Annotated in this window: 26 protein-coding genes and 1 tRNA gene; 20 read left to right on the forward strand and 7 right to left on the reverse strand. The window is 60.3% G+C overall.

The window, feature by feature from the left end; genetic code table 11:
* Window positions 1–60 precede the first annotated feature (60 nt).
* Window positions 61–981, forward strand: coding sequence for a LysR family transcriptional regulator (locus AC3CBN_RS13145; RefSeq protein ID WP_488633459.1), 921 nt, complete (start codon window positions 61–63; stop codon window positions 979–981).
* Window positions 982–1107: 126 nt separating this feature from the next.
* Here the strand turns inward: AC3CBN_RS13145 and AC3CBN_RS13150 are convergent, their stop codons facing one another.
* A complete protein-coding gene (locus AC3CBN_RS13150; protein ID WP_488633460.1) occupies window positions 1108–1794 on the reverse strand; it encodes a DUF2461 domain-containing protein in 687 nt (228 codons plus the stop codon).
* A 15-nt stretch (window positions 1795–1809) separates the two neighbouring features.
* Window positions 1810–3258: an exodeoxyribonuclease I gene (gene sbcB / locus AC3CBN_RS13155; RefSeq protein WP_488636731.1), complete on the reverse strand. Its 1449-nt coding sequence runs from the start codon at window positions 3256–3258 to the stop codon at window positions 1810–1812.
* A 128-nt stretch (window positions 3259–3386) separates the two neighbouring features.
* On the opposite strand from sbcB, the gene orn reads away from it, so the two are divergent.
* From orn to AC3CBN_RS13180, 5 genes are all read left to right on the forward strand, one after another.
* Window positions 3387–3947 (forward strand): oligoribonuclease, encoded by a 561-nt coding sequence (gene orn, locus AC3CBN_RS13160; RefSeq protein ID WP_488633461.1) that lies wholly within the window; start codon window positions 3387–3389, stop codon window positions 3945–3947.
* A gap of 23 nt (window positions 3948–3970) precedes the next feature.
* Entirely contained in the window at window positions 3971–4879 is a 909-nt protein-coding gene (folP, locus tag AC3CBN_RS13165; RefSeq protein ID WP_488633462.1) for a dihydropteroate synthase, read from the forward strand.
* A gap of 56 nt (window positions 4880–4935) precedes the next feature.
* Window positions 4936–6288, forward strand: a complete 1353-nt coding sequence (gene glmM / locus AC3CBN_RS13170) for a phosphoglucosamine mutase (protein WP_488633463.1) — start codon at window positions 4936–4938, stop codon at window positions 6286–6288.
* Between the two features lie 98 nt (window positions 6289–6386).
* A complete protein-coding gene (locus tag AC3CBN_RS13175; RefSeq protein ID WP_488633464.1) occupies window positions 6387–7322 on the forward strand; it encodes an isopenicillin N synthase family dioxygenase in 936 nt (311 codons plus the stop codon).
* A 178-nt stretch (window positions 7323–7500) separates the two neighbouring features.
* Window positions 7501–7998 (forward strand): hypothetical protein, encoded by a 498-nt coding sequence (locus AC3CBN_RS13180; RefSeq protein ID WP_488633465.1) that lies wholly within the window; start codon window positions 7501–7503, stop codon window positions 7996–7998.
* Window positions 7999–8077: 79 nt separating this feature from the next.
* On the opposite strand, the gene AC3CBN_RS13185 is transcribed toward AC3CBN_RS13180, so the two are convergent.
* Window positions 8078–8893, reverse strand: coding sequence for an SDR family NAD(P)-dependent oxidoreductase (locus AC3CBN_RS13185; RefSeq protein ID WP_488633466.1), 816 nt, complete (start codon window positions 8891–8893; stop codon window positions 8078–8080).
* 122 nt (window positions 8894–9015) lie between these two features.
* On the opposite strand from AC3CBN_RS13185, the gene tpiA reads away from it, so the two are divergent.
* The 10 genes from tpiA (at window position 9016) to AC3CBN_RS13235 (ending at window position 16796) form a co-directional block, all read left to right on the forward strand.
* Window positions 9016–9765 carry a triose-phosphate isomerase gene (tpiA, locus tag AC3CBN_RS13190; RefSeq protein WP_488633467.1) on the forward strand — a complete coding sequence of 250 codons (750 nt, stop codon included), beginning with the start codon at window positions 9016–9018 and terminating at the stop codon, window positions 9763–9765.
* A gap of 24 nt (window positions 9766–9789) precedes the next feature.
* A complete protein-coding gene (gene secG / locus AC3CBN_RS13195; protein ID WP_488633468.1) occupies window positions 9790–10242 on the forward strand; it encodes a preprotein translocase subunit SecG in 453 nt (150 codons plus the stop codon).
* A gap of 11 nt (window positions 10243–10253) precedes the next feature.
* Window positions 10254–10338: transfer RNA gene (locus AC3CBN_RS13200), tRNA-Leu, on the forward strand.
* A gap of 185 nt (window positions 10339–10523) precedes the next feature.
* Entirely contained in the window at window positions 10524–11780 is a 1257-nt protein-coding gene (locus tag AC3CBN_RS13205) for a tyrosine-type recombinase/integrase (RefSeq protein ID WP_488633469.1), read from the forward strand.
* Window positions 11781–11869: 89 nt separating this feature from the next.
* The gene (locus AC3CBN_RS13210) at window positions 11870–12337 is read left to right on the forward strand and encodes a hypothetical protein (RefSeq protein ID WP_488633470.1); all 468 of its coding nucleotides are present in this window, start codon (window positions 11870–11872) and stop codon (window positions 12335–12337) included.
* 182 nt (window positions 12338–12519) lie between these two features.
* The gene (locus tag AC3CBN_RS13215) at window positions 12520–12747 is read left to right on the forward strand and encodes a helix-turn-helix transcriptional regulator (protein ID WP_488633471.1); all 228 of its coding nucleotides are present in this window, start codon (window positions 12520–12522) and stop codon (window positions 12745–12747) included.
* Window positions 12744–13187, forward strand: coding sequence for a hypothetical protein (locus AC3CBN_RS13220; protein WP_488633472.1), 444 nt, complete (start codon window positions 12744–12746; stop codon window positions 13185–13187). The genes AC3CBN_RS13215 and AC3CBN_RS13220 overlap by 4 nt, the downstream gene beginning before the upstream one ends.
* Window positions 13174–14799, forward strand: a complete 1626-nt coding sequence (locus AC3CBN_RS13225) for a DUF3631 domain-containing protein (protein WP_488633473.1) — start codon at window positions 13174–13176, stop codon at window positions 14797–14799. The genes AC3CBN_RS13220 and AC3CBN_RS13225 overlap by 14 nt, the downstream gene beginning before the upstream one ends.
* The gene (locus AC3CBN_RS13230; RefSeq protein ID WP_488633474.1) at window positions 14796–15452 is read left to right on the forward strand and encodes a TubC N-terminal docking domain-related protein; all 657 of its coding nucleotides are present in this window, start codon (window positions 14796–14798) and stop codon (window positions 15450–15452) included. Before AC3CBN_RS13225 ends, AC3CBN_RS13230 begins: the two co-directional genes overlap by 4 nt.
* Window positions 15453–15923: 471 nt before the next feature.
* Window positions 15924–16796 (forward strand): terminase small subunit-like protein, encoded by an 873-nt coding sequence (locus AC3CBN_RS13235; RefSeq protein ID WP_488633475.1) that lies wholly within the window; start codon window positions 15924–15926, stop codon window positions 16794–16796.
* A gap of 350 nt (window positions 16797–17146) precedes the next feature.
* Here AC3CBN_RS13235 and AC3CBN_RS13240 read toward each other — a convergent pair.
* From AC3CBN_RS13240 to AC3CBN_RS13250, 3 genes are all read right to left on the reverse strand, one after another.
* Window positions 17147–18255 (reverse strand): IS3 family transposase gene (locus tag AC3CBN_RS13240; RefSeq protein WP_488633476.1). Its coding sequence is split into 2 segments (ribosomal slippage): window positions 17147–18003 and window positions 18003–18255, totalling 1110 coding nucleotides; the frame shifts between segments, so codons are not numbered across the junction.
* Between the two features lie 50 nt (window positions 18256–18305).
* A complete protein-coding gene (locus AC3CBN_RS13245; protein ID WP_488633477.1) occupies window positions 18306–19829 on the reverse strand; it encodes an ApeA N-terminal domain 1-containing protein in 1524 nt (507 codons plus the stop codon).
* Window positions 19826–20029, reverse strand: a complete 204-nt coding sequence (locus tag AC3CBN_RS13250) for a hypothetical protein (RefSeq protein ID WP_488633478.1) — start codon at window positions 20027–20029, stop codon at window positions 19826–19828. Before AC3CBN_RS13250 ends, AC3CBN_RS13245 begins: the two co-directional genes overlap by 4 nt.
* 1051 nt (window positions 20030–21080) lie before the next feature.
* On the opposite strand from AC3CBN_RS13250, the gene AC3CBN_RS13255 reads away from it, so the two are divergent.
* Window positions 21081–21296 (forward strand): hypothetical protein, encoded by a 216-nt coding sequence (locus tag AC3CBN_RS13255; protein ID WP_488633479.1) that lies wholly within the window; start codon window positions 21081–21083, stop codon window positions 21294–21296.
* 126 nt (window positions 21297–21422) lie between these two features.
* Window positions 21423–21878: a GFA family protein gene (locus tag AC3CBN_RS13260; protein ID WP_488633480.1), complete on the forward strand. Its 456-nt coding sequence runs from the start codon at window positions 21423–21425 to the stop codon at window positions 21876–21878.
* 1 nt (window position 21879) lies between these two features.
* Here AC3CBN_RS13260 and AC3CBN_RS13265 read toward each other — a convergent pair whose 3' ends face one another.
* Window positions 21880–22053, reverse strand: coding sequence for a hypothetical protein (locus AC3CBN_RS13265; RefSeq protein WP_488633481.1), 174 nt, complete (start codon window positions 22051–22053; stop codon window positions 21880–21882).
* A 258-nt stretch (window positions 22054–22311) separates the two neighbouring features.
* Here AC3CBN_RS13265 and AC3CBN_RS13270 point away from each other — a divergent pair, with 258 nt between their 5' ends.
* Both AC3CBN_RS13270 and AC3CBN_RS13275 read left to right on the forward strand, forming a co-directional pair.
* Entirely contained in the window at window positions 22312–22599 is a 288-nt protein-coding gene (locus AC3CBN_RS13270) for a 2-hydroxyacyl-CoA dehydratase (protein ID WP_488633482.1), read from the forward strand.
* 61 nt (window positions 22600–22660) lie between these two features.
* Window positions 22661–23599 carry a TolB family protein gene (locus AC3CBN_RS13275; protein ID WP_488633483.1) on the forward strand — a complete coding sequence of 313 codons (939 nt, stop codon included), beginning with the start codon at window positions 22661–22663 and terminating at the stop codon, window positions 23597–23599.
* The last annotated feature ends 51 nt before the right edge of the window (window positions 23600–23650 follow it).

Consider the following 23650-nt stretch of genomic DNA (forward strand, 5'->3'; position numbering starts at 1 on the left):
AGACTGGCGCGCGGTCGTTTATGCTTTCGCCCTGTCAACGACCAGGCCCTACGTCAGCGCATGATTTCCAGCCATCTCTCGGTAGTTTCGCTGCGCGACCTGATGCTGGTACAGGCGGTACGTCGCCACGGCAGTTTCAACAGCGCGGCCCGCGCGATGCACATCAGTCCGTCGGGCCTGTCGCATCAGGTGCAAAAAGTGGAACAGGCGCTGGGTGCGCCGTTGTTCGAGCGCGGTGGTCGACGCGTCGTCCCCACGGCTGGTGGTCAGCGTCTGTTGGAGCAGATCGATGCGGTGCTGGCGGCAGCCGAACATCTACAACAGGTAGCACGTGCTGGTGAGGTCGCCTTCGGTGGCGAATTACGACTGGGCGTGCCTGCCTCGCTCGGTCCCTACCTGCTGCCTCACTTGATCGAGCCGTTTCCACAGCACTTTCCCGGTACGCGCCTGAGCCTTTCCGAAGGCAAGCCTCGTGGTCTGCTGCGTCGGCTCAACGAGGGCGAACTCGATGCCGTGCTGGCCCCGCGCATCACGCCAGTCAGCGGCACCGCCATGCGCCCGCTGTTCTTCGAGCCATGGGAAGTGATGCTGCGCTCTGACCACGCACTCGCCGGCAAGCGCAGCGTGGCGCTTGAACAGCTTGATGCCGGCGATGCCACGCTGATGACAGAGAGCCACGCAGAAGATGTGTTGGGCGGTGGCCATGTGCAGGACGTGAGTCTGGAGAGCCTGGCCGCACTGGTCGGCTTGCGCGGAGGCTATGCCTTGGTGCCGGCGCTGGCGCACGATCGTCTCGCCTCCATGCCGGACATCGTGCTGGCCAAATTCAAGGGACAGGCGCCGGGTCGCGAGATTGCGCTGTATTGGCGCGAGGCTTCGCCGTGGCACAAGGATTTGCAGGCGTTCGCGGTGTTGTTGCGCAAGCTGGCGAAGCAGCGGCCGGGGTTGCGCTTGATTGAGGAGGCGGCGAAGCCGGTCTGATGCCCCCAAGCTCGTCATCCCAGCGCACGCAGGGATCCCGTGACTTTGACTTAGCGTAGAGGCAGACGACGCTGGATCCCAGCTTTCGCTGGGATGACGGCAGTGAGTCCTGACGCATGCGCCGTGCTAGAACTCCAACTCCTGCGCCGCACACAAGTAATCGACCACCGGTGCCACACGCTGGAACGTCGCCACGATCCACGGTAACAACTCTGTCGAGCACGCAAGCGCTTCATCAAAGCCCTCGCCGCAAGCGAAGTCCTTGCGCTTGATATCGTCGATCAGCTCATGCTCGGGATCGAAGCCGCGCGGCGGACGACTAAGGGTTTCGCCCCAAAAAGTGAAGTGATCGCGGAACGCCTTACTGCGCGTGGCGCGCTTCCACGCCTCGGGATTGTCAGCGAGGAAATCGCGGATGTGCTTGAGGGCATCTTTCTCCGGATGCCACATGCCGCCACCGGCAAAACAGTCGCCGGGCTGGATATGCACATAGAACGACGGTGCAGGAATCTCGTGGCGACGCTCGTGGAAGAAGCGCGAACCCTGCCACGGCTTGTATGGCTGCTTGTCGTTCGAGAAGCGAGTGTCCCGATAGATGCGGAACAGCGAGCCACCATTCTTGCGTGGGTCGGCGCGATAGTGCGGGCTGATCTTCGCCAGCGGCGCCTGCATATCCGTGATCAATGCGAGAAATGGTTCGCGCACATGACGCTCGTAGTCGTCCTTGTGCGATTGGAACCATTCGCGGCTGTTGTTGCGAGCCAGCGCGCGAAGAAAGCGAAAGGTGGCTGGTGAGAAATAGGCATTCGACATAAGAGTGACAAGGCGTCAGGCGGAAAGAGTGGCAACCTCGGCGGCGAGTTGTTCGCCCCAAAGCTGCAGCTGATCGAGAACATGAATCTTGCTTTCGTTGGTTGCTTCACCGCGCAATTCCCGGATGCGTGCGAAGTAGTCGTCCAGCGTCAAGTTGGTCAGCGGCGTGTGTTTGAGCAAACGGTTGCGGCAGAACTCGTGCCAGCGCACTTGCTCATCAGCAGTCAGCGTTTCGGGCCAGTTGCGTGCCCGATAACGGAACAGCAGCTCCGTGTAGCGTGGATCGCGAAATGGGAACGCCCGTTGCCCCAACTGCGCCGGTGGTGTGCCTCGCACTTCGGCCAGCAGGCGCTTGTCTGCATCGGGCAGGAAGCCACCGTACAGTCCCAACTCGGGATCCTGCGGCGGCGGAAGATCGGCGGCTCGCTGGAACACGCGCCGCAGTTTTGCGGCCAGGCCTTCCACGCTGGCAAGCATGTCGCGATGCGCTTGCGCCCGATCCAGGTCGATCTGCAAACGTTCAAGGTCCACGCCCTTCAGCACCGACAGTGGTGCCAGCGCGGGCGCACGATTGGCGCGTACCGTTCGCAGAGGAATACGAGAGACGCCTTCGGGGAGGTCGGCGCGTGCGGTGAAAACGCGGTCCGCAATCTCTTCCTCATCCAGCGCGAGCCATTCGGACGGATCCTCGGCGAGGTCGTAAATAATGATCTCTGTGGGCCGGCTCGGGTGCGCGGCCAGCGGCGCCACCACCGCCAGGCAATGCCGGCTCGACGGATAGCGTGAAGAAACATGGACCAAAGGTGTCATCGCCGCCACATCCAGCAGCTCGAACACGCGCTGCTTGCGACGCAGGCCGAAGTACCAGTCCCACAGGCGCGGTTGCCGCACGCGAATCAGTCGTGCCAGGTCGATCAGCGCATGCACGTCCGACAGGGCATCGTGGGCATGCTCCTGTTGCAGATGATTGGCGGTCGCCAGGTGTTCGAGCTTGAAGCTCGGCGAACCATCTTCGCGTTGCGGCCACACGATGCCTTCTGGCCGCAGCGCTTGGCACATGCGCACCAGATCGATCAGATCCCAGCGTGAGTTGCCGTTCTCCCACTCACGGCCATAGGGCTCGAACATGTTGCGGTAGAGCAGCTGGCGGCTGACCTCGTCATCAAAGCGCAGCGAGTTGTAGCCCACGCCGCAGGTGCCCGGCTGGGCAAGCTGTTCATGCACACGGGCGGCGAAATCGGCCTCGATCACGCCTTCGCGCTCGGCCTGTTGCGGCGTGATGCCGGTGATCAGGCAGGCCTCCGGGTGGGGCGGCATCTCGTGCGGCGGCTTGCCGAAGAACATCACCGGCTCGCCGATGATTTCCAGCTCGAGATTGGTGCGGATGCCCGCGAACTGCACCGGCCGGTCACGCCAGGGATCGGCGCCGAAGGTCTCGTAGTCATGCCAGAAGAAGGTCTGCATGCGGGCGATCATCGCATGCTCTGTGCATGCGCTTCACGCGCCTGCCTGGACCCTAAGCCGGTGCCATGTACCGAAAAACAGGGTTGGGGCCGGGGACCTGCTGTTAGACTTCGCGTCCAGGAGGGCGCATGAGCCAAGCGAACGACGACAATCTGATCTGGATCGATCTGGAGATGACCGGGCTCGATACGGACAATGACTCCATTTTGGAGATCGCCACCATCGTCACTGACAAGGACCTTCGCATTCTTGCCGAAGGCCCGGTGTTTGCGATCCACCACGCGCTGGACCGGCTGGAAAGCATGGATGCGTGGAATCGCAACCAGCATCGCCGGTCAGGCCTTTGGGACCAGGTGGTGGCCTCTGCGGACGACCATGTCGCTGCCGAGCGGGCCACGATCGAATTTCTCAGGGAATGGGTGCCACCGGGCAAATCGCCCATGTGCGGCAACTCGATCTGCCAGGACCGTCGTTTCCTGCATCGGCAGATGCCGCGGCTGGAACGCTATTTCCACTACCGCAACCTTGACGTCTCCACGCTGAAGGAGCTGGCGCGTCGCTGGGCGCCCATGGTCGGCAAGGGCTTCTCCAAGGAGTCCGCGCATACAGCCCTGTCGGACATTCGAGACTCGATCGACGAGCTGCGCTACTACCGTCAGTTCATGGGGCCGCTGGGCGGCGGGTCCTGACGCACTCACCTTCGGGAGTCACCATGTCCGTTGATCTGTTTGCTCCCGTCCTCGATTGTGGTGGCCGACCGCTGCGGCTCGACCGGCCGCGCGTGGTGGGCATCCTCAACGTCACGCCCGATTCGTTCTCCGATGGCGGCATCCATGCCAGCGTAGAGGATGCCGTGGTCCACGGCCTGCGCATGGTGGAAGAGGGTGCCGACATGCTCGACATCGGCGGCGAGTCAACGCGCCCCGGTTCCGACGAAGTGCCATTGAAGGAAGAGCTGCGCCGCGTGGTGTCGGTGCTGGAGCAGTTGGCGGCGCGCACCACGGTGCCACTCTCCATCGACACCTCCAAACCCGAGGTGATGCGCGCAGCGGTGGCCGCTGGTGCCGGCATGATCAACGACGTCTATGCCTTGCGTCATGAAGGCGCCATGGACGCGGTCGCCGAGCTTGGTGTGCCGGTGTGCCTGATGCATATGCTGGGCGAGCCGCGCAGCATGCAAGATGAGCCGCATTACGACGATGTGGTCGGTGATGTGCACCGTTTTCTAACCGACCGGCTGTTCGCCTGCGAACTGGCAGGCATCGATCGCCGCAAGGTCATGGTCGATCCGGGCTTCGGCTTCGGCAAGACGCTTGAACACAACCTTGCGCTGCTGCGCGCGCTGGAACGTTTCACCAGCCTGGGTAGCGGCGTGTACGTGGGAATGTCACGCAAGTCGATGATCGGCCTGATGACCGGCAGGCAGGCGCCGGCCGAGCGTGCGATCGGTTCCGTCGCCGCGGCGCTCATCGCGGTGCAACGTGGCGCGCGCATGGTGCGTGTGCATGACGTGGCCGCCACCGTTGACGCACTTGCGGTATGGCATGCCGTGCAGGCAGGCGATACGCCGGTTCGACGCGACACTAAACCGGCAGCACCGCGCTGGCCGGACGACGAATAACGAAAATTGATAGGGACTGACGCGCGATGGTTTCCGCGATGCCCTGGAGTTGAGCCATGACGCAACGCAAGTATTTTGGAACGGACGGCATTCGCGGTCTGGTGGGTCAATGGCCGATCAGTGCGGACTTCATGCTGAAGCTGGGGCGCGCCCTTGGCGTAGTGCTTGCGCGCAACGGCCATGCGCGACCGAAAGTGCTGATCGGCAAGGACACGCGCGTGTCCGGTTACATGTTCGAGTCGGCGCTCGAAGCGGGCCTGGTAGCGGCCGGTGCCGACGTGGGCCTGCTCGGTCCCATGCCCACGCCGGCGGTGGCGTATCTCACGCGCTCACTGCGTGCCGATGCGGGCATCGTTATCAGCGCCTCGCATAACCCGCATCACGACAACGGCATCAAGTTCTTCTCTGCCAACGGCGAAAAGCTTTCCGACGAGATCGAGCATGCGATCGAGCACGAACTGGAACTCGAGTTCACCACCGTGCCCTCGGAGCAATTGGGCAAGGCTATTCGCGTTGCCGACGCGGTGACGCGCTATGCCGAGTTCTGCAAGTCCACCGTGTCGGAGGACTTCAGCCTGCGCGGCATGAAGATCGTGCTGGATTGTGCCAATGGCGCGACCTATCAGGTGGCACCGAAGGTTTTCTCCGAGCTCGGTGCGCAGGTAAGCGGTCTGGGCGACAAGCCCGATGGCTTCAACATCAACCGCGAAGTCGGCTCCACGCACCCGCAAACGCTGCAGCGCGCGGTGGTGGAGCAGGGCGCCGACATCGGCATTGCCTTCGATGGCGACGGGGATCGCGTGCTGCTGGTCGACCACACCGGCAAGCTTGCCGATGGCGACGACATCCTCTATGTGCTGGCCAACGCCTGGCATGCCCAGGGCCTGTTGCTCGGTCCCATCGTTGGCACGCTGATGAGCAACTATGGACTGCAGCTGGCGCTTGGAAAACTTGATGTTCCCCTGATCCGCGCCAACGTCGGCGATCGCTTTGTGCTGCAGCAGCTCAAGGCGCACGGTGGCAACCTCGGTGGCGAAACCTCCGGGCACATCCTGTGCCTGGATCGCGCCACGACCGGCGATGGCATCGTCTCCGCTTTGGCGGTACTGGAAGTGCTGGTCCACACCGGCAAGAACCTGGCCGAGGCCCGCGAGGGGCTGCAGAAGATGCCCCAGGTCATGATCAACGTGCGCGCAGACGGCGCCCGCGAGGCATTGAACAGCGATGAGGTGCGCGACGCCCTGGCCGAGACGGAGCGCGCCCTGGCCGGCCGCGGCCGCGTGGTGCTGCGTGCCTCGGGCACCGAACCACTGGTGCGCGTGACGGTGGAGGCCGCCGTCGAGTCCGAGGTGCGCCAGTTGGCCGAGACGCTGGCGGATGTCGTAAAATCCGCAGCCGAACGCTCGTGAGCCTGTAACACCCAGGTCGCCAAGGATTGGCCCGACGTGCCCCGCCCCTGCGGTGGCGGACAGACAAGTGGACCGCACGCACACCCTGTGGACAAGCCATGAAGAAAGTTCCAACCCTCGACATTCGTCGTTACGACTCCGACCAAGCCGCTTTCGTCGCCGAGCTGGGCAACGCCTATCGCGAATTCGGCTTTTGCTGCATCAGCGGGCACGGTATTCCCCGTGAGTTGATCGACGGCGCCTACGACACGTTCCAGCGCTTCTTTGCGCTGCCGGCCGAAACCAAGATGAAGTACAACATCGCCGGCAGCGGCGGTGCGCGCGGCTATACCCCATTCAAGGTGGAGACCGCCAAGGACAGCAAGTACGCCGACCTCAAGGAGTTCTGGCATATCGGTCGCGAGATCCCGCGCGATTCGAAGTTCGCTGAAGTGATGCCGCCAAACATCTGGCCGGCCGAAGTGCAGGACTTCAAGCAGTACGGCTACGGCCTGTTCGAGGCACTCGACCAACTTGGCTCGCGCGTGTTGCGTGCGTTGGCATTGCATATCGACCTGCCAGAGCACTACTTCGACGACAAGATCGACCAGGGCAATTCCATCCTGCGCCCGATCCATTACCCCCCGATCACCGAGGACAACATCCCGAACGTGCGTGCGGGCGCGCATGAGGACATCAACTTCATCACCTTGCTGGTCGGCGCCAGCGCCGAAGGCCTGGAAGTGCTGACGCGCGAAGGCGAATGGCTGCCTATCACCACGGAAGGCGACGCCATCGTGGTGAACATCGGCGACATGTTGCAGCGCCTGACCAACCACGTATATCCGTCCACCTCGCATCGTGTGGTGAACCCGCAGAACGAGAACGCGCGCAAGCCGCGCTACTCGGTGCCGTACTTCCTGCATCCGAATCCCGACGTGGTGCTCGACCCGCTGCCGCAGACCATCACGGCGGACAATCCGAGCCGCTACGACACCAGCATCACCTCGCACGAGTACCTGCTGCAGCGTCTGCGCGAGATCAAGTTGATCTAAGCGTTCCGGCTTCAACTCCCTCTCCCTTACGGGGAGAGGGTTGGGGTGAGCCACCTGAAGGTGGTAAAGGGCGGGTGCTCGCAGAAGCGCGCGCACCAGCCTTTCTCACGCATGACTTCCGGTCGATTCCGCACGCGTGCCGTCGCGCTAGGCTGCCCGCTCCCTAAAGGAGCCCGCCATGCGCCTTCCTTCCATCGCCTTGATGGCATGCCTGTTCGCCAGTAGCGCCCTTGCTGCCACCGGCGACGATCCGTTTCATGACCACACCGACCTGTTCGGGCACTGGACTTGCCACGGCGTGTTCCCCGCCAGCGGCAAAACGATCGATTCCGAACTGCGCTTCGAAACCGACCTCGGTGGCAAGGGTTTGCTCAAGCATCACGACGACATCTCGCCGCCGGGCATGTATCACGCGGTGGAAGCCTGGGGTTATGACGCCAAGGCGGGACGCTACCGAGCAACCATCCTCGACAACTTTGGCGGCGCACGCATCTTTTCGTCCGAAGGCTGGACGCGTGATGGACTGGTGTGGATATCGGCCCCGGAAGTCCAACCTGCGCAGCGCTTCGTATATGTACGCCTGGCGCCCCATCGGTTGCGAATCGACTGGCAGGTTGAGCGCCAGGGGCAGCTGGTGGTTGGCGACACGCTCACTTGCGAACACCAACCGCGTTAGTCGATCAGAGGCACCGGGGTCTTCAAGGCAACCGCCGGACACGCGCTGCTCCCGCCCGGCGGCTCACTTATGGTGACGCCTAAATCGTGCCTTCGAGAGCGCGATACCGCTTGGACTCCCTGGCCGAGAGCCACAGTGCCAGACGATCCGGCAGCAGCTTCACCAGCGATTTGATAAAGCGATTCACGTTGCCAGTGACGTGCACCACATCACCGCGCTCAACGGCGTCGTGCCCCTCGCGCACCACGTTCTCCGCGGTCTGCCACATGAAGCCCGGCAGCTTGTTCATCAATTCGCGCGTGCCGGTGACATCGTGAAACTCCGACCAGGTGAAGCCGGGGCAGAGTGCACACACATGAACGCCGAGGTGGCGGTTTTCGAGTGCCAGCGATTGCGAGAATTTGATCAGGTACGCCTTGCTGGCCGCATACAACGTATGACCCGCAGAGCCTGGCACATGACCAGCCAGCGACGCGACGTTGATGATGCGGCCATAGCCGCGCTGACGCATGCCTGGCAGCAGTCGCCACGCCAGTTCGGCCGGCGCCGTCATCAACACGCGGATGAAGGCCTCGTGCACAGGCCAGTCGTTGGCCTCGAAGGTGCCCGGCACACCGTAGCCGGCGTTGTTGATAAGCCAGTCCACCGCCAGACCACGTTCCGCCAGCGCATCGCAGAGCACGGCCACTGCGTGCGGGTCGGCCAGGTCAGCAGGAAGTACGGTGACCACGCACTGGTGTTTGGCAGCAAGCTCCTGAGCAAGGGCTTCCAGGCGATCGGTACGACGCGCCGTGAGCACCAGATCGTGTCCGCGCGCAGCAAGATCGCGCGCGAAAGCCGCGCCGATGCCGGCCGAGGCGCCGGTAATGAGAGTAAGTGGGCGGGTAGGCGACATGAACTGGTCTCTTTGTGGTTTTGTCGATTTTTGCCGTAGCGACAGGGACTTGTCAGCCCCCACGTTGCCGGTGGCATGGTCGACCGGTAAGCTTTCGCGTTTATACGTAAGGGAATAGGGATATGCGCAAGAAACTCGTCGCTGGCAATTGGAAGATGCACGGTAGCCGCAGCATGGCTACGGCGCTGGTCGGCGACATTGTCGCCGCGCTGCCTTCCTCCATCGACGTTGCGGTGTTTCCGCCATTCCCTTACCTGGGCGAGTTGGCTGGCCAGCATGTCGGCTCGGGCCTTGGCTTCGGCGCACAGGACGTGAGCGAGCACGACGGCCAAGGCGCCTATACCGGCGAGGTATCCGCCGCAATGCTGGCAGACGCTGGCGCACAGTGGGTGTTGGTGGGGCATTCGGAGCGTCGCCACTACCATCATGAAACCGACAAGCAGGTTGCTCGCAAGTTTGCCGCCGCCCGCGCCGGCGGCCTCACCCCGATCCTCTGCCTAGGTGAAACGCTGGCCGAACGTCAAACCGGCCTGACCGAAGCCGTGGTGGCTCGGCAGCTGAAAGCGGTGATCGAGCTCAACGGCATCGGTAGCTTCGATACCGCGGTGATCGCGTACGAACCGGTCTGGGCCATTGGCACAGGCCACACCGCTACACCGGAACAGGCGCAGCATGTTCATGCATTCATCCGTAGCCAACTGGAAAAGGAAGATGCTATGATTGCCCGTCTGACTCGGCTGCTTTATGGCGGCAGCGTCAAAGCGGCGAATGCTGCGGACCTATTCGCGCAATCGGACGTGGATGGAGGACTGATCGGTGGCGCCTCGCTGGTAGCGGCCGATTTCCTGGGAATCTGCGCTGCGGCGCACTAAGCGCTACGGATCCTTTAGACAACCATGTTCGTCATCTTCAGCGTCTTCTACATTCTGATCGCCGCGGCGATGATCGTGCTGATTCTCATGCAGCGCGGTGCAGGTGCGGATGCGGGTTCCGGCTTCGGTGGCGGTGCTTCCGCCACTGTGTTCGGTGCTCGTGGCTCCGCCAGCTTCCTGACTCGCTCCACGGCCGTGCTCGCCGCGCTGTTCTTTGCGCTCAGCCTCGGCATGGGTATCTACCTCGGCCACCATAGTGTGCCGCAGGGTTCCAATAGCGGTGATTTGGGTGTGATGTCCGGTCTTGCCAACAAGCCGGCCGCAACGCAGAATGCGCAGCCCGCCGCACCGGCCAACGCGGAAATTCCGCAGGCCACGAAGCCGGCGGCCGGCCAGGGCGAAGTCCCGGCAGCCACCGCACCGGCGAAGCCTGCTGGTGACGTTCCTGCCGCGACGGAACCGGCGAAGAAAAATTAAGTAATACACCTGCCCAGGTGGCGGAATTGGTAGACGCACTACCTTGAGGTGGTAGCGCCGTAAGGCGTGGGGGTTCGAGTCCCCCCTTGGGCACCATTACATAATCCGGATTCGTCCGGTACAGTCCGAAAAGACTATAAAAACCCGCCACTTAGGCGGGTTTTTTATTGCTCGTTGTCCGGTTTAGTCCGATAAGGTTCGTTGCAATCCGGGGGTATCTGGGGGTATATCTGGGGGTATCTGGGGCTGTTTACCCCTGGTTCGTACCGAGATACCCCCACATGCCGCTGTCTGACCTCACCGTTCGCAACGCCAAGCCTGCTCCCAAGCCCTACCGTTTGCCCGACGGTGGCGGCCTGTTCCTGCAGGTGACCCCTGCAACGGACACGCAGCCGAAGGGTGGCAAGCGCTGGCGCTACAAATACCGGTTCGGGGGCAAGGAGAAGCTGCTGGCCTTGGGCACCTATCCGGACACCGGCCTAGCCGAGGCCCGCGAGAAACACTCGGTTGCCCGCAAGTTGCTGGCGGCGGGTGTCGACCCCAGCGCCGAGCGTCAGCACACCAAGCGCCAGCAGGCCGAGGCCCGGCAAGCTGCCGACGACACCTTCGAGGCAGTCACGCGTGAGTGGATGGACACTCCCGAGCAAAAAGGGCTGGCCGACGTAACCGCCAGCAAAAACCGCTGGCTGTTCGAGACGTTCCTGTTTCCTGAGATTGGGCATCTCCCGGTGGCCGTCATCACGTCGCGCGTTCTGCTCGATGCCCTGCGCAAAATCGAGGCAGCGGGCAAGCAGGAAACCGCACGCCGCGCCAAGATCAAGGCCGGACAGGTGTTCCGCTACGCCATTCTCGAAGGCAAGATCGACACCGATCCGACTTCTGCTCTACGCGGCGCCATCAAGCGCGTCAAACACACGCACCACGCCGCGATCACCGATCCCGCCAAAATCGGAAAGCTGCTGCGCGACATGGACGGATTCACCGGCCAGCCCGTGACGCAGGCGGCGCTCAAGCTGGCGCCGCTGGTATTCGTGCGACCGGGGGAGCTGCGCGCTGCCGAGTGGGCCGAGTTCGATCTGGACGACGCACTGTGGCGCATACCGGGCGCGCGCATGAAGATGAAGGCCGATCACCTGGTGCCACTGTCCGGACAAGCCGTCACTGTCCTACGCGAACTGCAGTTGCTCACCGGTAGCGGGCGCTACGTGTTTCCCAGTCTGCGTGGTGCCAGTCGCCACATGAGCGAAAACACGGTGAACGTTGCACTGCGCAGCCTGGGCTATGACGGCAGCACCATGACCGGGCACGGTTTCCGCGCGATGGCGTCTAGCCGGCTCAACGAAATGGGGTGGGATGAACGCGCCATTGAGCGCCAGCTTGCGCACGCCGAGCCGAACGAAGTTAAAGGCGCTTACAACTACGCGGCCAAGTTCCTGAGCGAACGCACGCGCATGATGCAGGCATGGGCCGATTATCTGGACAGGCTGCGGGCTGATGACGCGGCCAACTTGGTGCCGATCAAGCGACAGGCAAGCTAACCATTTACGCCGCGCCTAGGACGGCCATCCGAAAACTGGGCACCTTCCCCAGCTGGCGCGGCACCCATTGAAGGGCGCGGAAGGTGCGCATGAATAACGTGTCCGCTCGGACCCCGACTTGGAGTGTTTGGCTCAACGTTCCGGAAGTTGAGATATGGGAGGCAGTAGCACTGTCATTAAACATCGACCCGGAAAAAGTAGAACATAACGCGCATAGCTGGATGATAGAGGAACAGCTATTCGACGAGTCGAAGGAATTTAATGACCGGATTACTGTGGCGACTCGAAATGCTGGGAAAGCCCTCAGACTAAGCGCCGTGTCTTTGGTGGACACAACAAAGCATAGAGTGAGTTTGGTGGGCTTTTTTCAGTGGGCCAGTGCTCTTGACTGGCATATGCCCGACGAAATGTTGACGTTGGCAAATGTTATTTCACCGAAGTCGCATAACGATGCAACTCCTGACAAGACGCTAGGCAACCGTGAGCGTACCAATCTGCTGCGGATTATTCGTGCGCTCGCCGAGATGCAAAATTTACCGGCGAAAGGTTACGCATGAGAGCATGCGTCTGCAGCTGGATAAGCTAGGCATTGCAGCACCAAGCGACGACACCATCCGCAAAGCAATCAATGCCGCACGCAACCTGGATTCCTAACTAGCAATCGTGGATTCCTAGTTAGGAAAGCCAGCCCATTGCCATTTGTAGGCTGACTCCATCCCTCAACCGATGGAGTTGGACCGTGTTGCACAACCTGCCTGAAACCGGCTTTCTCCGCCTGCCGCAGATTGTCGGTAAGCCTGCCACTGATACTGCGCCAGCTATTCCCGCACTGATCCCGGTAAGCAAATCGACCTGGTGGGCTGGCATTCGTGCCGGCCGTTACCCCAAGCCGGTGAAGCTTGGAGACCGTATTACGGCGTGGCGAGTTGAGGACATACGCGACTACCTTGAGCGAGTGGCCGCATGAGAGCGGATGTCCTTTTGGAACGGTTGGACAACGTCCGCCAGCACGGGGACGGCTGGCGCGCGAATTGTCCGAACGGCCACAGCAAGGCGCTTGGATCACTTTCCATCACTGAGGCAGACGACGGACGCGTGATGCTCCACTGCTTCGCGTGTTCCGACACCCCAGGCATTTTGCGCGCGCTGGGCCTTGAGCTGGCCGACCTGTTCCCTGAGAGGATCAAAGACCCCAGCCCCGAAGCCCGCAAGGCGGCGCAGGAGGCGTTCAAGCGCAACGGCTGGGCAGCAGCGCTTAGCGTGTTGGATCGCGAGGCGACCGTGGTGCTCATCGCGGCCCATGATCTGCGCGATGGCAAGCCGCTGTCCGCGGATGACCTGGCCCGGCTTGGTGTTGCTGCTGAGCGCATCGCGCAATCGCGGGGGGTGCTCCGTGAACACACCTAATCCGCACATTCGATCCATTGATGAGCGCGCCGCGCGTGAACTAGCGTTACTGGATCGTCTCCAGCCGTCCACTGCATCACTGTCGCGCACTGAAAACGTGGCAGTGATGGATGCCGATACGCCCGACTGCATCGAAGTTGCCTTGCGAAAACTGGACACCGACGCGGGTGCACTTTTCGAGCGCCATGTACTGCAGGCGTTGACCTTTGCACGCCAAGCCGATCCAGCGAAATACCAGCGAGCGCGAGCTGCGGCAAAGGCGGCCAAAGTAAGCGTTGGTGAGTTGGACAAACTCACCATGCCGAAGGATGACCGGGGCGACCAGCCCCTGTTTCCCAATGTGGAGCCGTGGCCGGAGTCAGTGAATGGTGTTGCGATGCTTGCGGGCATATACAAGATCATTGAGGCGCACGTTATCGCCGATCCGCCGACGAAGGTGGCCGCGTCCCTGTGGATCGTGCACACCTACTGCATGGACGTGCTCACGGTGTCACCGCTGGCTCACATATCCGCCCCTGAAATGCGTTGTGGCAAGACGGTATTGCTCACGGCCATGATGAGGCTGGCGCATCGTCCGCTGTCGGTGGCAAGCATCTCTCCGGCGGCGATTTTTCGAACCGTAGAGCAGTGGGCGCCGACGCTGGGCATTGATGAGGTGGACGCCTTCCTGAGAGACAACGACGAAGCGCGCGGCCTTATCAATTCCGGCTTGTATCGCGAGAACGCCAAGGTCATCCGCTGCGACGGCGACGACCACACGCCCAAGCCATTTAGCACTTGGTCGCCGAAGATCCTTTGCGGCATAGGCAAGCTGGCCAACACCATTGAAGATCGTTCTATCCCGCTGCGCATGCGTCGCAAGGTGCCGGGTGAAACTGCCGCCAGCATCCGGCGATCCGATCCACAGCCCTGGCACGATCTCGGGTCGCAGTTAACTCGCTGGACGGAAGACCACCGCCAGCGCATTGCGCGGGCGCAACCAGAGCCAGCAGCAGGGCTTGGGGATCGCGTCCAGGACTGCTGGGAGCCGTTGTTTGCCATCGCGGATGAAGTTGGCGGGGAGTGGCCACGGCGGGCACGCGCGGCAGCAATGGCGCTTCATGGCGTCGAGGAAGAAACGCCAAGCATCGGCATTGAACTGCTGCGCGATGTGGAGGCCGCATTTAAGGATCGTGGCACTACTCGCCTTGCCAGTCGCGCGCTGTTGGAAATCCTGAACGGCGACGATGAGGCTCCGTGGGCGACGTGGAACCGGGGGAAGCCGCTGTCCGTTCGGCAACTTGCCGCGAGGCTTGCCGAGTTCGGCATCAAGCCGAAAACGACCCGGCTCCCGAATGGCAACCGACTCAAAGGCTACGTCATCGATGACTTCGCCGATGCCTTCCACCGCTACCTTTCCGCCGAAGGGGGCATTTCATCCGTGACTCCGTTACAACCGCATAGCAGCGCGGTTTGCGAGGTATCGGCTACCGTGACGCACGATGCTGAGTCACGCATCGCAAAAGCCCCGGAAGCCGCATGGGATAAGGGTTGTAACGGTGTCACGGATAAAAACGGGGTAGCGGGGAAAAAAGACGAAGCAGGTACGGACATGGAGGCATTCGACCTATGAACGCCGCGCCCCTGATCCTCGAATTGCAGGAGGCCGGCATTCGGGTGTCGGCTTCGGCATCCGGCGACCGTCTGCATGTCGAAGCGCCGGCCGGTACGGTCACGCCGCAACTGCGCCAGCGCATCGCCGAGAACAAACCTGTCTTGCTGGCGGCACTGCGCCAGCCCGTCATCACCACCACGACCGACACCCGCGCCGCGCTGCTGGCGCTGGCCGAACGTTACGGCTTCGACTTGGCGCACGTTCACCGGCTGCATGACCTGGACGTAGCGGCGTGCACAAGTCTGGACGATGCCCGGTTTGTGACCTATCTGGCATTGCTGGATGACACCGCGACGCGCTGGGAAGGCGGGGTGCCGTTTGGCCATACGGCGGCGATCCAGTGCCACCACTGCGGCCCGGTTTACGTTCACCCATCCATCGCCGCATGCCTGCCCGTGGTGGCTGGCTGGCCGCGTGCGCTGGGGTGTCCGTGGTGCGCCATCCGCAAGGCAGGCGGCTGCGTACCGCGCCCACGCATCACTTGCGAGAACTGTATGCGCTTTCAGCCGGACAGCATCAATCCTGCGACAGGCATGGGGCAGTGCTCCAGTGGCCACGGCATGCACTACCCGGTTCAGAAGCATGCATGCGGTGATTTCCGACCAGCATAGGAGTCCGCCACATGACCACGAAATCAGCCAAAGCGAAGAAAGGCGCGTTGCCAGTTGATCCCGAAACGGTCAAGCGATCACGCCGTTCTGGTCCCTGCAGCCGTCACAAGGCCAACGCATTGATAGCGTCGATGGCGTTGAACGACGCAAGAAAGATGGGCGCAGGCGCAGTAGCGAGCCACCGAAGGGAGGGAGCGCCCCTGATCCGAAACGGAGGCCAAGGGGGGCAGGGCGTGGAAACGGAGCCTCGCGTTTCTCTGTTGCATTCCGCTTTCCTCCCTCCCTTATACCCTCCCAGAGGAAGGAGCGGGATGCGGAAGGCCTCCCGCTCCTTCCTCTTTCCCCTGGCGGGGTTGCGAATCCCGCTTTCCCAAGGAGGGAAGCAGGATGCAAAGCGGGATAACCCCGCCCAGGCCATCGTTCGCAAATGGGTTCAAAACGCAAACCGCTTATAAATAGGCATGTTCCGCTATGAACGCACACACTAAAAAACCGCGTAATGCATACGACCGCCAGCGAACTGTGCAGCGCATATGCGAGTTGATGGGCCAAGGTCAGTCACTCTTGGCCATCTGTAAACGGGCCGATTTCCCCGCGCTGGACACCGTGAAGCTGTGGCAGGAAACCGACCCGACAATTAGGCAGGCTATTGCCGCGGCCCGCACCTTTGGTCGTCATGTGATCGCATCACAGCGGCCCGCAGATAGGCGAGTGACCAAGCCGAAGCAACATGTGAAGCGCAAAGGCCCAGGGCCGCACGGAACGTCACCCTATCCACGCAAATTCATGCTTCAGCGCATCATCGAATTGATGCTGCTAGGCAACACCCTGCGGCAAGTCTGTTGCATGCCTAGCATGCCCACGTTTGACCTCGTGATGAAGTGGCAGCAGCAAGACCCCAAAGCGAAGAAGGCCATTGCTGAGGCTCGTGCCTATGGTGCGCATGCCCTCGCCGAACAAACTCTGGACCTTGCCGACGAATTGATTGATCCAGCGCCAGCGTCCGAAGACGAACACGGCATTGACGAACCATTGGCTCGACGCGCCCCCAGCATGGTTGATGTGGCTGTCGCAAAGCTGCGGATTAATACCCGCATGCGATTGGCGAGCGCATGGGCACCGGAAACGTATGCACGCAACGCCAATGAGCGGAAGGGCGACAACAACCTTACCGTCGTGATCGATTTCGCCTCTATGGGCGTCAGGAGCGGCGATGGCACACCGGCACACCGCGAAATCGTCTATTCGCGCGATACAGCACCTGTAGAAACGATCATTGATGCGAGTCCAAGCGCTTTGCCGAACCCCGGGCTGCCGTCATCCGACGATGAGGACGACGTGTGATTAATACTGCCGCCTATCAGCAAGCCCTTCAGCTACTGGAGGAGCCCGCCATGCTCGATACAGAGCAGCTAGTGAATCAGGCTTTCATCCTAGGCATCGGCTTCGCGTTCATGCGACCCACTGTCAGCCGAAATAGAACCACCCTGCACGTTTTACCTTCGACTAAATTGCGTGGTGTTCTAGCGACAGCGCAGGAGATTGCCCGAATCAAAGCTACGTGGCAGGCCGTGCATGATCGCGCCGCTGAAATCACGTTGTATCTGATGGATCACGAGTCGTGCTTGTCGTGGGCGGATGGGGGTGACCCACCCCCGTTTTCTAGGCCAACAGTCGGTAGAGAATCCGACCTGTTACGGCTCCTGTGAATTCGCTTGGGACCCGTGTTCTCGGGCGAATTCGGCAGGTGTTTTCCATGCCAGTGCAGAGTGGGGACGATCCTCGTTATAGAAGCGCCGCCATGCTGCGATTTTGCTCCGTGCATCCTCCAGCGACAAGAACCAGTGCTCGTTCAAGCACTCCTGCCGAAGCCGTCCATTGAAGCTTTCTACCAACGCGTTGTCGGTCGGCGTACCGCGTCGGGAGAAGTCCAGCTCCACGCCATTCTCGTAGGCCCAGCGATCCATCACCTTCCCGGCGAACTCGCTTCCGTTGTCCACCTTAATCGCCGCAGGCTTGCCACGTTGTGCCACCAGCCTGACCATCGCCTGCGCCACGTGCTCGCCACGCAGTGACTGATCCACCACGATGTCCAGGCACTCGTGGGTGAAGTGATCCACCACCGTCAGCGATCGAAAACGACGCCCATCGAACAGGGCATCACTGACGAAGTCCATTCCCCACAGCGCGTTGGGTGCTGTAGCTACCTTGATCGGTTGCCGACGACGGGCACTACGGCTGCGACGAGGCCGGCAATGCCGCAGGGAAAGGCCTTCTTCCTTGTAAATGCGATGAACCCGTTTGTGGTTGTCGCGCCATCCCTCACGCCGCAGCATGACAAACACCCGCTCACAGCCGTAGTGGACACGGTTCAACGCGATCTCGCGCATTCGCATGCGGATGACGCTGCAGTCACGCGCTTTGGCCTTGTAGGAAAAGCTCGAACGCGACATCGACATGAGCCGCAATGCGCATCGTTCGCTGACGCCGAAGCGCTCACACAACCGGCCTATCCAGGTGCGCTTCTGGGCAGGCCTCAGAGCTTTTTTGTCACCACCTCCTGCAACATTGCCTTGTCCAGACTCAGGTCGGCGACCAGCTGCTTGAGCTTGCGATTTTCCTCTTCCAGCAAGCGTAGCCGTTTCAGCTCTGACGGCCCCAATCCGCCGTACTTCTTGCGCCAGACATAGAACGTGGCCTCGGCCACGCCCATCTTCCGGCAGATCTCGCCAACCGTCATCCCCAGCTCGGCCTGCTTGAGCGCGTAGGCGATCTGCTCTTCGGTAAACCGTGACTTCTTCACTGCCTGACTCCTCGTTGGCTACGGGGGCCCATGGTGGCGAAGTCTCTACTTTACGATGGCCCAGTTTTCCGGGGGTGGGTCATGTACTTCTCGGAGTAGTCCACCTGACCGCTCTGATCCCTAGTAAAACAGGACAAACTTCTCACACCACGGACCGCTTCAATCTTTTGGAAGCGTTCCTCCGAAGTGGTATAGAACGCCGCCTTTCCTAGGATTCTGTCGAGATATACGTGGTCGATGGCAGCACCTAACTTGGTCGAGTTGTGACTTCGATGCATGCAGTCAAGGAAGTCGTCTGAGGTCAGACCAAAGTCGACCAGGGCCCAGTAGGTCAAGAGAAGAATGATCTTGTTCACGATGGTGGATACGCGCTCCAAGCCACTTTGAACGACATCCAACTCATCACCGTGAGCAATCGAGTCACGCACCTTCTTGATGAAGGTGAAATCATCATTGGAGATGTTGATGACGGACATGACTCTTTGGTCAGATGCCGATATCGCCTGTCCATAGAACCAAGAAAAGTCTCGACCATCAAAACTGAAGACATCGCTCACGACGCCAACGACATCATCGACCTGCGTGAAATTCAGTGTGTTGGTGATCCTTCCCAGGCCAACCCTCAAGGCGTTGATGCGACTAACACCTGGCGGTCGCTTTATCGCCTGTAGTCCTCTCGCCTTCTTTTTGACGATACCGTCCAAGAGGCTTACGTAGCCGAAGGCCTTGTATTCCCAGAAGCTGTCATAACGCTGCATGCCCGCGAGCCGAGCCCACGCTACCTTTCGATAGTCAGATTTATAGTAATTTTCGAAGATGGTCTGCCAACGCCCATCAAGCATGGGCCGCCAAACCAAGCAACTTGTCCAGAATCCGTTCTTCCTATCTCTAGACTCCCTCTTGAAGTGAGGGAAGTAGGCGTAGTGAACATCATCGTTATCATCAACCAGGCCAACGCTGACGATATCGATTGGAAGGGCAATCAGGATGGAGATGACGCTAGATAGTTCTAAGCACTTCCGTCGCACATCATCAACGACATAGACCCCATCCTTCCTCTCGTAGTGAAAGACGATGTGCTGATTGATGAGATAGTCCTCACCAGATCGTTCATAGCTGCTAAAAATATCCGTCCTCAGAGTGAAGTTCTCAGTATCTGTCTTAATGTCAGCTTTGATGGGATCAGGCTTGTTTTCCCAACTAAGGGAGTCCCCCACATCACCTTTGAGATACTGGTTTGCAAGGAACCACTCAGACACATTGGTGTATCGGATCGAGATTGACTTGAAACGGTCGGAGACCTCTCCGGCGACGACCAGTCCTACATGGACATAGAAGATTCGAAGCTCGCATTCAAAGAGAGTGAAGCTTTCACCTGCGTCAGTTCTCGCAACTAAGCGTTTGCGCGTTGCTACCTCCGCAAGAGCCTTTACGGAAAAAGGTCGCTCAAAGTTAAGGCTGGGCCACGCCTCACCTCCAAACGTGAGCTTCGCGCGACCAATCTCCCCGTACTCATCGTCGTAAACAGCTACGTGGAATTCGTAGCTCTGCGAGAAATCAATCTCTTCAGTCATTGGGCGGTTACATCAGCCTGACCAACCACATCTCCATTCGAGTCACATAACCGCTGGGTGAAGCCATTCAGCGAATCCATGTCTTGACCATGCAGCTGATTTGCCAGGCCATGAAGAATCCGGGCCAACTCATCGCCCACAGGAAAGTCGCGGTCCGACAATGCCGCGTTGTTAGAGTTGATTTCGAGTACAAGCTTCACTAAGCCATCTCACTCCGTCGAAGGATCTATGGTCGCGTTGCGCAGGAGGAAGAACCTTCACTTTGCAACAGCAAAACGCGCCCGCCTCAATGTCCAATCAAGGTGTCGGCGTGCTCAAGTTGATGATGTGTCCCTGTCACGCTCACAGCCCCCTGTTGCGTGTCGGCTTTACAGGCGGTGCGGCCGGAGACGGTCAAAGCGCTCGCGGCACGCCGACTGTCGCCGGCCATTTCCTTCAACGTCCCCATACCCCTCACCATCCAAGGCCACAAACAGCTTACCTGCGCGTCCGCTTTGGTCGAAAGCGGACCTTACCAGAACGCCGGATTCACCCTCCCGACTGCGGTGTCAGCAGCGTATTCCAACGTTTGAGACGCTAATATCGTGGCCACGGGTTGGGGTTTCAACGGTCCATTCTGGAGACCCCAAGAAATATCCTGCCGCCTGGCAGGGTCATTTTCCGCCCGGTTTCCGTCTTAGGGTCGGGTCTAGTCGAAAAACGGTGGTAATTCTTTGATTCGTAGTCATGCTTGTGCGGCCCCTCCAGTGGAGCGGGTGCCGGTGCACGTTCGGGTCTCCCGATGGTCCTCTTGGCTTGATGTGGCCCGAGGATGATGGCCAGTTGGTGCGGTGCGGGGGTACTTTTGGGGGTACTTTAAAAAGTAAGATTGCATCGAACGTTGTTCAGCAAGGCCTGAGCGGCATAATGTGGTGCCCCCCTTGGCACCAATCGGCGATATCAGCACAACACTAGCTGATATCCAGAAGAACAGAGAAACCGCCTTGTGGCGGTTTTTTTGTGTCTGTGCGAAAGCCATCGAGCGCAGGCCTTTCGTCGTGGCGTCGCGATATCTATCAAGTTTGCTTCATGGCTTGATCTAGCGGGATCTACAAGCCGCTCTTCTGGAAGCGCCGCTGGCACGCTCCTTGATGCTCTTGGTTTATAGATCGAAATCGCGCCGGCCTGAAGCTGTCGCGACTTGAGCGCCGCAGTTCTTGCATGTGGTGTTGGGTGCGGCTGCGCACGAAGTACTAGAAGGAGGCCCCTTCTATGGAATTGAATTTCACGCTTGTCGACGACCAGGGCGACTCTCTGGAAGTCTTCTGTGAGGTCTTCGAACGCGGCCAATCGGTGTATTGGCGCGCTTGGTTATATGGATTCGCGTCCTTGCGCGACACCCTGGAAGGGCATGCCGCGGATGAGGCGGCTATTGCAGGTCAAATCCAGGCAGAAATCATACTACGCGGCATTCACGCATCGGATTGACACCATGGGGCAGTAGTTGACCCCGTGGGTATATTTCCCGCCCCTCGCTCGATGTCTGATGAGACGGTCTAAGATCAGGCGCTGATGCCGTCATACGCATGGCGCGATCGGAGGGTGGAGGTGTCTGTGTCTGTACCTGATGACGACAAACGGTTGGCTGGTCGGTGCTTCTGTGGCGCGTTGCGATACGTTGTGGCGGATGCCTTTCTCTATGCCGCGAACTGTCATTGCTCACAGTGTCGGCGTACGACGGGCTCGGCATTTAAGCCCTTTGCTGGTATCGAGCGCTACAAGTTGGCACTGACGCAGGGCGACAAAAGCATGCTGCTGGTGGGCGATGAACATGGCCATGACGTGCACTGCGGACAGTGTGGTTCGCTGCTCTACTCGGTGGTTCAAGAAGGCGCGTTCGTGCACGTTGCCATGGGTACGCTTGTAGATGAGCCGTCTATCCGTCCAAATAGACATATCTTCGTGGGCTCGAAGGCGCTGTGGTTCACCATTACGGATGACTTGCCGCAGTACCTGGAGCATGCGGATGGGAAGGACGAAGAAAACCCCGCACGCAGCGGGGCTGTTTGATTCAGGCGATGGCCCTGGTGGTCTGGAGACGGCTCTGGTAAGTAGCTTCGGTTTCCTGATACAGACCTGACCACGGTTCCAGCACGTAGCCTTCGATGGGTTCTGGAGACACCCGACGGGTATCGATGTGCTGTTCTGCGCTAGCTAATCGCGCATCAAGAGGCGTGGGATCCATGTGCACTCCTTACGTATTTCCGCGAGATGTCAGGGTATGGGTTGGGTTGTTCGCGGCCAGTTAAAACCATCGGGCGTTTTGGCGAACGCAAAACTTATGCGCTGCAGGACATGAGGCATATGGTGATTCGCAGACAATGCGTCGCCGTATTGAATGGCGCTTGAGGTACGTGTGTGCAGGGTATTTGACGTACCGCCACCGTCGTTTCGTTTCAGCCGTGCGACAATGCGGACCCCACATCGCCCATGGCACTTTGCGATGGCCATACAAAAAGACGCTTACCGGCAGTTCCAGGAAGAGCTGGCTGCACTCGAACAGAAACAGGAAAAGCGCAGCCGGAACGCCTCGGAGACCCCCCTGGAACAGGCCAGGCGGGAGTTTCTGGCGCTGCGCGAAACGTACGGGCTCACTGTGGCCGATGTGGTTGCCTTCTTTCCAGAGGAAGAAGGCATTGCATACCTTCAGGGTCTGATCGCCGCTCTGGAAGCGCCCCCGTCTGGAACCAGAAAGCGTCGCGTCTCCCGCAAGCCTCAGCAAGACGACTAAGTGCACTTTGCGAAAGTAGCGTGCGGCGATAGCATCCGGCCTCCCTTTCAGGAGTTGGTGCATGTTTCGTCACGCGTTCGCGACGGTGCTGTTGCTGACCTCCACACTTGCTTTTGCGGCAGATCCCGTGCCGACTGTGTTTGCGCCTGGCGTTATATCAGGGCCATTGCACGACAGCGCTCCTGCGTTCACGCCCGATGGCAACACCGTGTACTTTTCGCGCAGCGACCGCACTCACTCCACGATCCTCGTCAGCCACCTGAAACATAGTGGTTGGTCGCAACCGGTAACGGCCTCATTTTCCGGACACTGCAGAGACATGGAACCGAGCATGTCGCCAGACGGGCTCTTTCTCGTGTTCGTTTCCAACCGTTCGAAGATGGCAGGAGGCAAGCCGCTGGATGGCTTCTTCATGGGACGGAGTTTCCCCGGTGGCGGCGGCAATCTGTGGGTGGTGAAGCGCGATGGCGATCATTGGAGCGAGCCGGTCAGGCTGCCTGATGCTATCAATCGAAGCGACTCGACCTTCGCCCCCAGTGTCGCTGCGGATGGCAGCCTTTATTTCATGCGCCCGGCAGACGATCCGAAACATTTTCGGCTTTATCGCGCCGCCTATGCGCACGGCGATTATCAGGAGCCGCAGCCGCTGCCGTTCAGCGACGGCAACGTTACCGATGTGGATCCGGCAGTGGCAGCAGACGAATCCTTTGTGGTGTTTGGCTCCAATCGTGCACCAGCGCGGCAGATCGATTTGTTCATCGTTTTCCGCGATGGCAGTCACTGGGGCACGCCTATCCATCTTGGGGATGTCGTCAACAGTGCGGGTTCTGATGCGGAGGCGCGTCTAAGCCCTGATCACCGCACGTTGTATTTCGCGAGCGATCGACTCGGCGATGCAGCCCACGGCGTAGCGCGAGCTGATTGGGACAATGGCAAGTACAACATATGGCAGGTGCCGCTTACGCCATGGCTACAGGCCTATGCGAGCCCAGCACGATAGACTCGTTGTGGTCGCGGCTGCTTTCGGCGTATCGGATCAGCTGCTTTTCAA

Source organism: Dyella sp. OK584 (assembly GCF_057787755.1).